A 12,808-nucleotide genomic window follows, 5' to 3' on the forward strand; every position below is an offset into this window, starting at 1 on the left:
TCGCCGGCCGTCCCGGGTGCCCGGCGTCGCGGTCGCCCGGGACGGCCGGCGGCGGCTCCGGGCCGGTCGGGACCGACGCGTACGGGCGGGGCACCGGGGCGGCCGTCGCCCGGGCGACCACCATCAGCGGGTCGGCGCCAGGGGGCCGGCGCCGACCACGGCGCCCCTCGGCGTCGGCGGTCCGCACACCCGCCGCCGACCCGCACACCAGCGCCGCTGCCGCCGGGAGGCCGCCGCCGACCCCGGGGAACCCGGTCACCGAGCCCGGCCCGCCCGGACCCCGGCCCGCCCGGACCCCGGCCCCACCCCGGCCGCTCGGGCGCGACACCGGCCCGGCGGAGCGCGGCGCCCGGCGAACCGCCGCGTCCCGACCGCGGCCGACACGGACGGGGCGCGGCGCACAGCGGCCTCGGGCACCCTGGCGCGGACGGCGCGGACGGCGCGGACGGCGCGCGCCACGGCGACCGGAACCCGGCAGGCCGCGGCGCGCGGCGGCCCCGTCCCCGGAGTGTCCGGCCCGTCCCGGGACGACGCCGTCCCGGCCCCGGTGTACGCCCCCGTCCCCGTCCCGGAGAAGTTCCGCCCCCGCGTCTCCGGGAACGCCCCGCCCCCTCGGTCCGGATCGTCCCGTGCCCCCTTCGGCCCGCCACGTGACCCGAACGGCCCTCACGGGTACCCGCCCCGTCCCCGCAGGGTGTGGGATGTGCACCGCGGCACCCGCCCCGGCGACGGCCGCCCTCCCGAACGGGAAAGGACCCCCGATGCCCGCCGACCCGCAGCAGGCGCCCCCCGGCCTCTCCGACGAGGAGGTGGCCGCCCTGGACGCCCACTGGCGCGCCGCGAACTACCTCTCCGTGGGCCAGATCTACCTGATGGCCAATCCGCTGCTCACCGAGCCGCTGAGGCCCGCGCACATCAAGCCGCGCCTGCTCGGGCACTGGGGCACCTCACCGGGCCTCAACCTCGTCCACACCCACCTCAACCGGGTGATCAGGGCCCGCGACCTGGAGGCCCTGTGCGTCTGGGGCCCCGGCCACGGCGGCCCCGCCGTCCTCGCCAACGCGTGGCTGGAGGGCTCGTACACCGAGACCTACCCGGACGTCACCCGGGACGCCGCCGGAATGGCCCGCCTCTTCCGGCAGTTCTCGTTCCCCGGCGGCGTCCCGAGCCACGTCGCCCCCGAGACCCCCGGCTCCATCCACGAGGGCGGCGAACTCGGCTACGCCCTCTCCCACGCCTACGGCGCCGCCCTGGACCGGCCGGACCTCGTGGTCGCCTGCGTCATCGGCGACGGGGAGGCGGAGACCGGCCCGCTCGCCGCCTCCTGGCACTCCAACAAGTTCCTCGACCCCGTCCACGACGGCGCCGTCCTGCCCGTGCTGCACCTCAACGGCTACAAGATCGCCAACCCCACGGTCCTCGCCCGCCTCCCCGAGGCGGAACTCGACGCGCTGCTGCGCGGCTACGGGCACGACCCGCTCCACGTCACCGGCGACGACCCGGCCGCCGTGCACCGCGCCATGGCCGCGGCCCTGGACACCGCCCTGGACCGGATCGCCGCCCTCCAGCGCGCCGCCCGCGAGGACGGCGCCACCGACCGCCCCCGCTGGCCCGTCATCGTCCTGCGCACCCCCAAGGGCTGGACCGGGCCCGCCGAGGTCGACGGACTGCCGGTCGAGGGCACCTGGCGCGCCCACCAGGTCCCCCTGGCCGCCGTCCGCTCCGACCCGGACCACCTGCGGCAGCTGGAGGGCTGGCTGCGCTCCTACCGCCCCGCCGAACTCTTCGACGAGCACGGCGCCCCCCGCCCCGCCGTCCTCGCCACCGTCCCCGAGGGCCCCCGCCGCCTCGGCTCCACCCCCTACGCCAACGGCGGACTGCTGCTGCGCGAACTGCCGCTGCCGCCCCTGGACACCCACGCCGTCCCCGTCGGCAAGCCCGGCGCCGGCAGCCACGAACCCACCCGTGTCCTCGGCGGCCTCCTCGCCGACGTCATGGCCGCCACCGCCGAGAGGCGCGACTTCCGCCTCGTCGGCCCCGACGAGACCGCCTCCAACCGCCTCCAGGCCGTCTACACCGCGAGCGGCAAGGCGTGGCAGGAGGAGACCCTGCCCGTCGACGAACACCTCGACCGGCACGGCCGGGTCATGGAGATCCTCTCCGAACACACCTGCCAGGGCTGGCTGGAGGGATACCTGCTCACCGGCCGGCACGGACTGTTCTCCTGCTACGAGGCGTTCGTCCACATCGTCGACTCCATGGTCAACCAGCACATCAAATGGCTGCGCGTCACCCGCAGGCTCCCCTGGCGCGCCCCCATCGCCTCCCTCAACTACCTGCTCACCTCGCACGTCTGGCGCCAGGACCACAACGGGTTCTCCCACCAGGACCCCGGCTTCGTCGACCACATCCTCAACAAGAGCCCCGAGGCCGTACGGGTCTACCTGCCGCCGGACACCAACACCCTGCTCTCCGTCGCGGACCACGCCCTGCGCAGCCGGGACTACGTCAACGTCATCGTCGCCGGGAAGCAGCCCTGCTTCGACTGGCTGTCCATGGACGAGGCCCGGGTGCACTGCGCGCGCGGCGCCGGGGTCTGGGACTGGGCGGGCACCGAGGACGGCTCACGGGAACCCGACGTCGTCCTCGCCTGCGCCGGGGACGTCCCCACCCTGGAGGTGCTGGCCGCCGCCCAGCTCATCCGCCGGCACCTGCCCGGACTCGCCCTGCGCGTGGTCAACGTCGTCGACATCGCCCGGCTGCTCCCCGCCGGGGAACACCCCCACGGCATGAGCGACTTCGAGTACGACGGCCTCTTCACCCGCGACCGGCCCGTCGTCTTCGCCTACCACGGCTACCCCTGGCTCATCCACCGCCTCGCCTACCGCCGGGCCGGACACGCCCACCTCCATGTGCGCGGGTACAAGGAGGTCGGCACCACCACCACGCCCTTCGACATGGTCGTCGGCAACGACATGGACCGCTACCGGCTGGTGATGGACGTCATCGACCGGGTGCCCGGCCTCGCCGTGCGCGCGGCGGCGGTGCGGCAGCGGATGGAGGACACCCGGCTGCGCCACCACGACTGGATCCGCGAACACGGCGTCGACCTGCCCGAGGTGGCCGACTGGACCTGGGGCGGCTGACCAAAACCGCCCGCCGCACCGCCGACACACAGGGAGCACCGTGACCGCCACCGCCTCCACCTGGGACTACGAGCACTACGACCCCGAGCGGGAGCGGCTCAGGGAGTCCCTGTGCACCCTCGGCAACGGCTACTTCGCCACCCGCGGCGCGCTCGCCGAGTGCGCCGCGGACGACGTCCACTACCCGGGCACCTACGCGGCCGGCTGCTACAACCGGCTCACCTCCACCGTCGCGGGACGCCGGGTGGAGAACGAGGACCTGGTCAACCTCCCCAACTGGCTGCCACTGCGCTGCCGCCCGGTCGGCGGCGACTGGCTCACCCCGGACACCGCCGAGGTGCTCGACCACCGCCAGACCGTCCACCTCGACTCGGGGATCCTGGAACGCCGCACCCGCTACCGGCTCGACGGCGGACGGGAACTGACCGTGCGTCAGGTGCGGATCGTGCACATGGGGGATCCCCATCTCGCCGCGCTGCGCACCGAGTTCACCGTCGAGGGCGGCCCCCTCGACCTGGAGGTGGAGGCCGCCCTCGACGGCCGGGTCACCAACGCGGGCGTGCCCCGCTACCGGGACCTCGCGGGCCGCCACCTCACCCATGTGCGGACCGGCGCCGCCGGCCCCGGAACCGTGTGGCTGCGCTGCCGCACCCGCACCTCCGACATCCGCGTCGGCATGGCCGCCCGCACCACCGCCGACACACCCCTCGCCCCGGGCCGGGGGCACCTGCGGATCACCCAGCACGCCGTCCTGGGCCTCGTCCCGGGCCGCCCCGCCACCGTCGACAAGACCGTCGCCCTGCACACCTCGCGGGACCACGCCATCAGCGACCCCCTCCAGGCCGCCGTCGACCGGGTCGAGGACGCCCCCGGCTTCGACGGGCTGCTCGCCGGCCACCGCACCGCCTGGGGCCTGCTCTGGCGCCGCGCCGGGCTGCGGGTCCCCGGCGAGGCGGGCGCCATCCTGCGCCTGCACCTCTTCCACGTGCTCCAGACGCTCTCCCCGCACACCGCCGACCTCGACGTCGGCGTGCCCGCCCGGGGACTGCACGGGGAGGCGTACCGGGGACACGTCTTCTGGGACGAACTGTTCGTCCTGCCCTATCTCAACCTGCACTTCCCCGAGGTCTCCCGGGCCCTGCTGCACTACCGGCACCGCCGTCTGGACCGCGCCCGGGCCGCCGCCCGCGCCCTCGGCCGCCGCGGCGCCCTGTACCCGTGGCAGAGCGGCAGCGACGGACGCGAGGAGACCCAGCGGCTCCACCTCAACCCGCGCTCCGGCCGCTGGCTGCCCGACCACTCGCACCTCCAGCGGCACGTGGGCTCGGCGGTCGCGTACAACGTCTGGCAGTACTGCGAGGCCAGCGGCGACGCCGAGTTCCTGCACACCAAGGGCGCCGAGATGATGCTGCAGATCGCCCGCTTCTGGGCCGACTCCGCCGTCTGGGACGACCGGCTGGGCCGCCACCGCCTGCTCGGCGTCGTCGGCCCCGACGAGTACCACGACGCCTATCCCGGCGCCGACCGGCCGGGCCTCGACGACAACGCCTACACCAACGTCACCGCCGCCTGGGTCCTCGCCCGCACCCTGGAGGTGCTGCGCGCCCTGCCCGAGCCCCGCCGCCGCGAACTCGTCGAGCGCACCGGCCTGGACGCCGCCGAACCGGAGCGGTGGGACCACATCTCCCGGACCCTCCGGGTGCCCTTCCACGAGGGCGTCATCAGCCAGTTCGAGGGCTACGGCGACCTCGCCGAACTCGACTGGGACGGCTACCGGGCCCGCTACGGCGACATCCGCCGCCTGGATCGCGTCCTGGAGGCGGAGGGCGACAGCCCCAACAACTACCGCGCCTCCAAGCAGGCCGACGTCCTCATGCTCGGCTACCTCTTCCCGCCCGGCGAACTGCGCTCCCTCTTCGCCCGGCTGGGCTACCACCTGGACGACGACACCTGGCGGCGCACCGTCGACCACTACCTGGAGCGCACCAGCCACGGCTCCACCCTCAGCGGACTCGTCCACGGCCGGATCCTCGCCAGGGCCCGCCGCGCCGAGGCGTGGGCCTTCTGCCAGGAGGCGCTCAAGGGCGACGTCGCCGACCTCCAGGGCGGCACCACCGGCGAGGGCATCCACCTCGGGGCCATGGCCGGCACCCTCGACCTCGTCCAGCGGGGGCTCACCGGACTGGAGACCCGGGACGGTTCCCTGCACCTGGACCCGGTGCCGCTGCCGGAGCTGTCGTCGTACGGCTTCTCCGTCCGCTTCCAGGGCCACTGGGGGGTGGAACTGAGGCTGCGGCACGGCCGGCTGGACATCGCCGTGCCCGACTCCGACCTCCCGGCCCTGGACGTCCGGCTGCCGGACCGGTCCGTGAGGCTCCGGCCCGGCGACACCTGCCGGCTGGTGCTTCCGAGCTGACCGGGTCAGCTCCAGAGGGGAAGGGTCACCACGCGGGGCGCCCCGTCCGGCGCGCCGTCGGTGTAGACGAGGGTGATCCGGGTGTAGTGCTCCAGTCCCGGGTCCTTCTCCCAGGGCCGGGGCTGGTCCAGACGGACCCGCACCGGATACGAGTGGAAGGTGCCGGCCGCGCAGTAGGGCACGCAGTCGTTGACCACGTTGACGCCCCGGCCCGCGGCGGCCCGCGCGTCCCAGCGCACCCAGCTCATCGAGGCCAGCCTGCTGTTGCCGTCCCCGCAGGCGAGGATGAACGAGGCCGGTCCCACCTCGGGCCGCGAGGCGCAGTCGACCAGGACGGGGTCGCCGCCCCGCCGGGTCGTCGTCCGGTCCGGCGACGGCGCGGCGGAGGCCGTGCCGAGGGGTACTGCGAGCGTGGCGGCGGCACAGAGTGTGACCACTGCCCTCATCGGGTTCCTGCCCATGTCTGCTCCCGGCCGTCTCGGGGTCGCGTGTCTCCGCGCTGTACCGACCGTACGGCCGCCCCCGCGAGCCCACCACTCGGACGGACTACCCCCACCCCGGAGGGGCAACGGCGGCCCCTGCCGGGACGGGCCGCGGGGTCCCGGGCGCACGGACCGGCCCGGGGCCCGCGCCGTTCACCGCCCCGTGCGCAGGTCGACGCCGCGCCGGGCCAGGGTGACCACTCCCGTCACGATCAGCACCACACCCGCGAGCTGGGGCAGCACCCACCAGCCCATGCGCAGGTCCTCGCGGTACAGGACCACGCCGAGCAGCAGGCTCACCGTCGCGTCCCCCAGGGTGAGGGCGGGCTGCGAGGCGACCAGCGGCCCGCCCTGCATGGCGTGCTCCAGCAGCAGCACCGCGCAGAGCCCGGCCGCAGCGAACCCGTAGGTCTGCCACGCGGTCAGGAACCCCACCACTCCGCCGGCGGACAGCTGCCGCATGGAGTCCTTCATCAGCCCGGCGGTCAGCCCGAACCACACCGCCGTGGACGCGCCGAGGCAGCCGGCGCGCGCCTTGCCGACGGGCCGCCGCAGCCCCGCCGCGGCCAGCAGCACCGCCGCCCCCGCGCACGCCCCCAGCGCCGGCACCCACCGGTCCAGCGGCACCCGTTCCGTGCCTCCGGAGGGCGCCGCCGAGGCGAGGGCGACGCCCAGGCCGACGACCACGGCGCCGACGGCGAGCCAGAGCACCCGCGGGAGCCGTCTGCCGGTCATCAGCGAGGCCAGCAGCAGGGCCAGCGGAAGCTCCAGCACGAACAGCGGCTGCACGAGCGACAGCGGCCCCGTCGCCAGGGCCGCCGCCTGCCCCACCCCGGCGACGACGACGGCCAGCATCCCGCCGAGCCACACCGGCCGCCGCAGCAGATCGAGGAGGAGGCCGGGTCTGAACCCCCGGGTGCGGGGCACCGTCAGCGCGGCCCGCCGCTGCAGCACGGTGGCCAGCGCGTTGCTGAAGGCGGCGAGGAGTGCGAAGAGCACCGGCAGGACAACACCCATCCTCCGATCCTCGCCCGGCCCCGGCCCGGCCGCGTCGGGTGTCCGGCGGCCGGGTGACACGGGGCGTTCGTCAGGCGTCGGCCGCCGCGGTGTCCGGCGCAGCGGAGGGGGCGTCGGTGGCGGTGTAGTAGACGGAGGTGCCCTGCTTGGTGCGCTGCGCCTGGTTGCGGGCGACGAGCCCCTCCAGGGTGCTGCGGACGACGGTGGTCTTCACGGTGCGCCCGAGGCCGGCGGTGCCGAGCGCCTGGGTGACCTCGGCGGCGGAGCGGGGTTCACCCTGCCCGGCCAGGTGCGCCCGGACCAGTTCGACCAGCGTGGGCTTGGCGGACGCCTCGGCCGCGGTGGCGGGGGCGGGGGCCACCTCGGTGGCGGCGGGCTTCTTCGCCGGCGCCTTCCGGACGGCCGGCTTCTTCGCGGTGGGCTTCGCCGCCGAGGGCTTCTTGGCCGACGGCTTGCCGCCCGGCCCGGTGGGCGACTTGGCGGAGGACCGGCCCGCCGCGCGCTTGCGCCCGCCCGTGGCCCTGGCGGAAGCGGACTTCGCCGCCGGTGACTTCGCCGCCGGGGCGGACTCCCCGGTGCCGGTCCCCTCCGCGCCGGACTCCTTCGCGCCGGACTCCTCCGGAGCGGTCCCGGCGGCCTCGTCGTGGGCGGGCTCGGCGGAGTCACTGACGCGGGGCGCGGGCACGGCCGCCGCCGCAGCCCGACCGGTGGACTCGTCCCCGGCCGCCGGTGCCCCGGTCGCGGGGGCGCCGCGCTCCGGCGCGGCGGGCGCCGTGAGGCCCAGGGCCTGCTGCATGTTCACCAGGAGCGCGTGGTCGTGCTGGAGCGCGGCGAGCCGCTGCTGGAGCGCGCTGATCTCGGCGCCGATCCGCTCCTGCTCCCGGACGTTGTGCTCCAGGTCGCCGGAGACCTGGGCGGTGTACTGCGATGCCAGTTCGGTGGCTCGGGCGGTGGTCTCGGACATGGGTCGACTCTCCTCGATTCGCGGCCGTGGAGGCGCGGGAGCAGTTGGGGGGCAGCCCTCGCGAGTCGCGTTGGGTGCCTGTTGTTCGCCTGCATGGTGTCGGGCCGGTATACCACGTCAGGACACTCCCGTGGTATGTGACGCCCGAGTGGCGAACGGTGAACGACGGGCCCCGGAACGGCCGTCGGTCAGGCGTTCCCCCGGGTGACAGGGGCCGCGCGGAGTCACCCCCGGGCCCACGCGCACCGTCCCGGACCCCCTCGTGACCGTGCCACGGCGGCACACCACTCCCGGTGGCACGGCGACAACTCGTCTGGCCAGCAAGACTGTTGGACACACATGTCCCGAAGGAACCGCTCGCGGGCATCCCGGGCCACTCACCCCCGGGACGCGCGGGGAGCGGTACGTCCGCCACGGCACGGGCCGGTGACGGTGCCGTGCGCCGCGCACGACACCGTGTCCGGCGGAGGGTGAGGTGAACTCGACGGTGAAGGCGCACGGTTGACTACTCGGATGACATGAGGCGCGCGGCGGTGTCCCGAGGGCCGGGTGACACACCCCCGGAACGGGTGACACGCCCCGGGAACACGGGTGCCCGGCCCCTGCCGCCGCACTCACCACCGTCCGGTCGCCCCCGGCGGCCTACCTGACCCGGTCGGCGAGCCGCTCCGCCTCGCGCGCGCCGTCAAGGGCCTCCCGTTCGGTCAGGCGCACCGCCCCGGCGGCCGCTTCGGCCCGTTCCCGTGCCGTCCGCCGCTGCTCCCGCGTCCGGTCGAATTCGGCACGTGCCGCACGAAGTTGCCGCTCGGCTTCCGACACCCGCCGCTCGGCGGCGGCGTGTTCGGCGTCCGCCCGGCGCAGCGCGGCCTCGGACTCCTCGTGCTCCGCACGCCGCCGTCCGAGGCGCTCCCCGGCGGCCCCGGCGGCCTTCCGGGCACGCGCCGACTCCGCGCGGCGCGCCCGCCGCCGTTCGGCGAGTTCGTCACCGGCCGCCGTCTCTTCCGCCGGTCCCGCCTGCGGCGCGCTGCCGGGCTTCGCGGCCGGTGCCGACGGGGTGTGCCGCCGCGCGCCGTGTCCCGGGACCGCCCGGACCGGCGGCGGGCCGGCGGGGAAGTCGGCCGGGGGAGTGAGGGCCGTCTCCAGGCGCCCGGTGGCCCAGCGGTCCGCCGCCTCCGGGTCGGCGAGCACCGCCCGCAGGGTGTCCTCGACCTCCCGCCGCGCCGCGTCCGACAGCGCGGGCCCCGCGGCGCGGGCCAGCCGCGCCGCCTCCCGGGTCAGCGCGGTGACCACCTCGCGGCGGGGCGCGGAGAGCTCCCGCAGCGCGGTGGCGTCCAGCGACCGGTGGGCCGCGCGCAGCGACCGCCCCAGTTCCAGGAGCCGCTCGCTCTCCTCGGGGCGGGACCGCAGCAGCAGGTTGGCCGCCCAGGCCGCCCGGGTGGGGCGGCGGGCGGCGCGGATCAGCCGGGCGTCCTCGGGCCGCCCCGCCGTGCGGGCCGCGGCGGCCCGCTCCCCGCGCAGGGCCACGAACGCGGGCGGTGGCGCCGTGTACAACTCGTCCAGGACCGACTCGACCGGTCCGCCGCCCTTGCGCCCGTCGCCGTTCTCCCGCCCGTTGCCGTCCCGCTGTCCGCCGCGCGGCCGCCGGCCGCTCACGCCGTGCCCCCGGCCGCCGCCCGCTCGTCGTCGTACACGAGGAGGCCGTCCGCCCGCAGCCGCACCCCGGGCGTGGGGGAGTGGGGGACGAGCCGGCCGTCGTGCATCAGGTGCTCGGCGGGGAAGCCCCGGGCCACCTGGGCGTGGTCCGCGATGAGCCGCCGGTGGCACCGCCACCACACCGTCTCGCCGCACATCACCGCCGTGCGTTCGCGCGCCGCCCCCGCCAGCAGTTCGTCCATGGCGGCGGTGAACTCCGGTGTCCGGGTGTGGGCCGCGTACCCCCGGAAGGAGGCGTTGCGCCAGACGGTGTCCGGCGAGTCCGGCGGTGCCGTGCGGAAGCCGCCCAGCCGCCGCTCCCAGCGGTAGCCGAAGCCCTCCTCCGGCAGCCACCGCGCGAGCCGCTCGCGCAGCAGCCCGGGGTCGCGACGGCTGCCCGGCGCCGTCCTGACGTCCACGACCGACTCCACCCCGGCGCCGCGCAGCAGCGCCACCAGCGCCGCGCGGTCCGCCGTGCCGTGGCCGAAGGTGACCAGTCGGGGCGGGGAGCCCCCGTCGGGCTCTCCCCGCTGCCTGCCGCTCATCCCTCCTGTCTACGCGATGCGCGTCCGCTCGGCACATCGCGGTGCCGGTACCGGTTGCCCGGTACCGGTGCGCGGCCCCGGTGCCCGGTGCCCGCGCCACCGCCTGCCCCGGCACAGCTCCCGGCGACCCGTCCCGCACCCCGCCCGCCCCCGCGCGGTCGCCCCGGTCCGGGAGGGTCACCGGCCGCCGCCCCCGTTCCCGGATCACCGGGCCGCCCCGGACAGCGCGGTACCGGCCCGTCACCCGTGGGGGAAAACCAGGGGCACCCGGGGCGGCCCCGGCGATACCGTCACCGCATGACGGACGAGGACGGCCATTTCGGGGAGCGCGTCGCCGCGCGCTACGACGAGACATCGGCGGACATGTTCGCGCCCGGGGCGGTGGACCCGGCCGTCGACCTGCTGGCCGGGCTGGCGGGCCGGGGCCGGGCACTGGAGCTGGGCATCGGCACCGGCCGCGTCGCCCTGCCGCTCGCCCGGCGCGGCGTCCCGGTGCACGGCATCGACATGTCCCGCGCCATGACCGCCCGGCTGCACGCCAAGCCCGGCGGCGACGGGGTCGGGTCGACCATCGGGGACTTCGCCACCACCCGGGTACCGGGCTCCTTCACGCTGGTGTACCTGGTCTTCAACACCATCAACAACCTGACCACCCAGGACTCCCAGGTCGACTGCTTCCGCAACGCCGCCGCCCATCTCGAACCGGGCGGCAGCTTCGTCATCGAGGTGGGCGTGCCCGAGCTGCGGCTGCTGCCGCCCGGCCAGAACGCGGTGCCGTTCCGGATCGGCCCCGGCGGATGGGCGTTCGACACCTATGACACCGTCACCCAGGCCATGAGCTCCCACTACGTCACCCTCGTCGACGGCGCCGCCGAGCACCGGGCCCTCCCGTTCCGGTACGTGTGGCCGTCCGAGCTGGACCTGATGGCCCGGCTCGCCGGGCTGCGCCTCGCCCACCGGTGGGAGGGCTGGACCAGGGAGCCCTTCACCCACGAGAGCCGGGGCCATGTCTCGGTCTGGGTGAAACCGGCCGCCTGACCCGCGGCGACGGTGCCGCCGGGCGGACCCGACGGCGGTGCCGGCCCACGGAGTCGGCGGTGGCACGCGGGCCCTGCGGCGGGGCGGAGGCCGGGGTGCGGCGGCGCCGCGAACCCTCCGCCCCCGCCGTCCGCCACCCGCCGCTCCCACGCCGCCCGGGCCCGACGCGCGCCGTCAGCGCCGGGACAGGTACAGCCCCAGGGCCCGGTGCAGCACGCGGTTGAGCGGCAGCTCCCACTCGCCCAGGTACTCCACGGCCTCGCCGCCCGCCCCGGTCTTGAACCGGAGCAGCCCGAGCAACGGGTCGTCCTCGTCCAGGCTGTCGGTGATGCCCCGGAAGTCGTAGACCCGGGCGCCCAGCGCGTGCGCGTCGCCGATCATGCGCCACTGGAGGGCGTTGTTCGGCTGCACCTCGCGCCGCCGGGCGGTGGAGGCGCCGTAGGAGTACCAGACGTGGTCGCCGACGGTCAGCATGGTGGCCGCGGCGAGCACCTCTCCGTCGTGGTGGGCCAGGTAGAGCCGCATGCGGTCGGGGTGCTCGGCGGTCAGCGCCGCCCACATGCGCTGGAAGTAGCCGAGCGGACGCGGCACGAACCGGTCCCGCTCGGCGGTCTCCGTGTACAGCTCGTGGAAGGTGCGCAGATCCTCCGCGGCGCCCCGGACGACCTTCACCCCGGCCTTCTCGGCCTTCCTGATGTTGCGCCGCCACTGCTGGTTGAGCCCGCTCCGGATCTCCTCCAGCGACCGCCCGGCCAGCGGGAGCCGGCACACGTGGCGGGGCTGCCCCGGGGCGAAGCCCTCCCCTCCACCGGGTTCCACCGGCCGCCAGCCCGCCCCGCGCAGCCGCTCCCCGACGGCGAGGGCCCCGGGGTCCTCCCAGGTGGCCGGCGCCTGGGCCAGCCGGTGCGTCCCGGGGTCGGCGATCGCGGCCTTGACCGCTTCCGCGCTCCAGCGGCGCGTGACCACCGGCGGCCCCATCCGCACCGTGAAGGCGCCCAGACCGCGCAGATGCGCCGCCATCGGCCGCAGCAGGTCCTCGGTGAGCCCGGGAGCGGTCCAGTCGAGGACCGGGCCCTCCGGCAGATACGCCAGGTACCGCCGCAGGCCGGGCAACGGGCGCAGCAGCACCAGCCCGGCACCGGTCAGCCGGCCGTCCCGGTCGAACCAGCCCAGGCTCCCGGACCGCCACTCCCGCTTCACCTCCCCCCACGAGGGCACCTGGAGATGGCTCACGGAGGAACGCCCCGCGACGAAGCGCAGATGCTCCTCACGACTGATCGCCCTCACTTGGTGGCTCATGCGCGCCCTCCGTGCTCCGCCGGACTCCGAGTGGTTCACCCCCAGGGAATACCGCGGGCGGCGGGTCCGCGCGGCCCGCCGGGCTGTTCGGGCGGGAACGGGACGGGGGCGGGGCAATTTTGTCCTGACCCCCCCGCCCGGTGGCCCTGCACCCCCCTTCCCCCTCCGGGCCCGCCCATCGTCCCCCCTCCCCCCCCTCACCCGACCCA

9 protein-coding genes are annotated in these 12,808 nt (G+C 76.2%); 3 read left to right on the forward strand and 6 right to left on the reverse strand.

Features of this window, described 5'->3' with window-relative positions; genetic code table 11:
- The first annotated feature begins 761 nt into the window (after positions 1-761).
- Both ACZ7LB_RS18910 and ACZ7LB_RS18915 read left to right on the forward strand, forming a co-directional pair.
- Complete coding sequence (locus ACZ7LB_RS18910; RefSeq protein ID WP_471469519.1) at positions 762-3,146, forward strand: phosphoketolase family protein; 2,385 nt, start codon at positions 762-764, stop codon at positions 3,144-3,146.
- A 40-nt stretch (positions 3,147-3,186) separates the two neighbouring features.
- Complete coding sequence (locus ACZ7LB_RS18915; RefSeq protein ID WP_471469521.1) at positions 3,187-5,562, forward strand: glycoside hydrolase family 65 protein; 2,376 nt, start codon at positions 3,187-3,189, stop codon at positions 5,560-5,562.
- A 5-nt stretch (positions 5,563-5,567) separates the two neighbouring features.
- Here ACZ7LB_RS18915 and ACZ7LB_RS18920 read toward each other — a convergent pair whose 3' ends face one another.
- From ACZ7LB_RS18920 to ACZ7LB_RS18940, 5 genes are all read right to left on the reverse strand, one after another.
- On the reverse strand, positions 5,568-6,023 hold the full coding sequence (locus ACZ7LB_RS18920) for a hypothetical protein (protein WP_471469523.1): 456 nt from the start codon (positions 6,021-6,023) through the stop codon (positions 5,568-5,570).
- Between the two features lie 174 nt (positions 6,024-6,197).
- Positions 6,198-7,061: a DMT family transporter gene (locus tag ACZ7LB_RS18925; protein WP_471469524.1), complete on the reverse strand. Its 864-nt coding sequence runs from the start codon at positions 7,059-7,061 to the stop codon at positions 6,198-6,200.
- A 70-nt stretch (positions 7,062-7,131) separates the two neighbouring features.
- Positions 7,132-8,025, reverse strand: a complete 894-nt coding sequence (locus tag ACZ7LB_RS18930) for a hypothetical protein (RefSeq protein WP_471469526.1) — start codon at positions 8,023-8,025, stop codon at positions 7,132-7,134.
- A gap of 642 nt (positions 8,026-8,667) precedes the next feature.
- Positions 8,668-9,678: a hypothetical protein gene (locus ACZ7LB_RS18935; protein WP_471469528.1), complete on the reverse strand. Its 1,011-nt coding sequence runs from the start codon at positions 9,676-9,678 to the stop codon at positions 8,668-8,670.
- Positions 9,675-10,262: a DUF488 domain-containing protein gene (locus ACZ7LB_RS18940; RefSeq protein ID WP_471469529.1), complete on the reverse strand. Its 588-nt coding sequence runs from the start codon at positions 10,260-10,262 to the stop codon at positions 9,675-9,677. Before ACZ7LB_RS18940 ends, ACZ7LB_RS18935 begins: the two co-directional genes overlap by 4 nt.
- 297 nt (positions 10,263-10,559) lie before the next feature.
- On the opposite strand from ACZ7LB_RS18940, the gene ACZ7LB_RS18945 reads away from it, so the two are divergent.
- Positions 10,560-11,300 carry a class I SAM-dependent DNA methyltransferase gene (locus ACZ7LB_RS18945; protein ID WP_471469531.1) on the forward strand — a complete coding sequence of 247 codons (741 nt, stop codon included), beginning with the start codon at positions 10,560-10,562 and terminating at the stop codon, positions 11,298-11,300.
- A 174-nt stretch (positions 11,301-11,474) separates the two neighbouring features.
- Here the strand turns inward: ACZ7LB_RS18945 and ACZ7LB_RS18950 are convergent, their stop codons facing one another.
- Complete coding sequence (locus ACZ7LB_RS18950; protein ID WP_471469533.1) at positions 11,475-12,599, reverse strand: lipid II:glycine glycyltransferase FemX; 1,125 nt, start codon at positions 12,597-12,599, stop codon at positions 11,475-11,477.
- Positions 12,600-12,808 lie beyond the last annotated feature (209 nt).

Source organism: Streptomyces sp. NPDC107521, assembly GCF_055598485.1.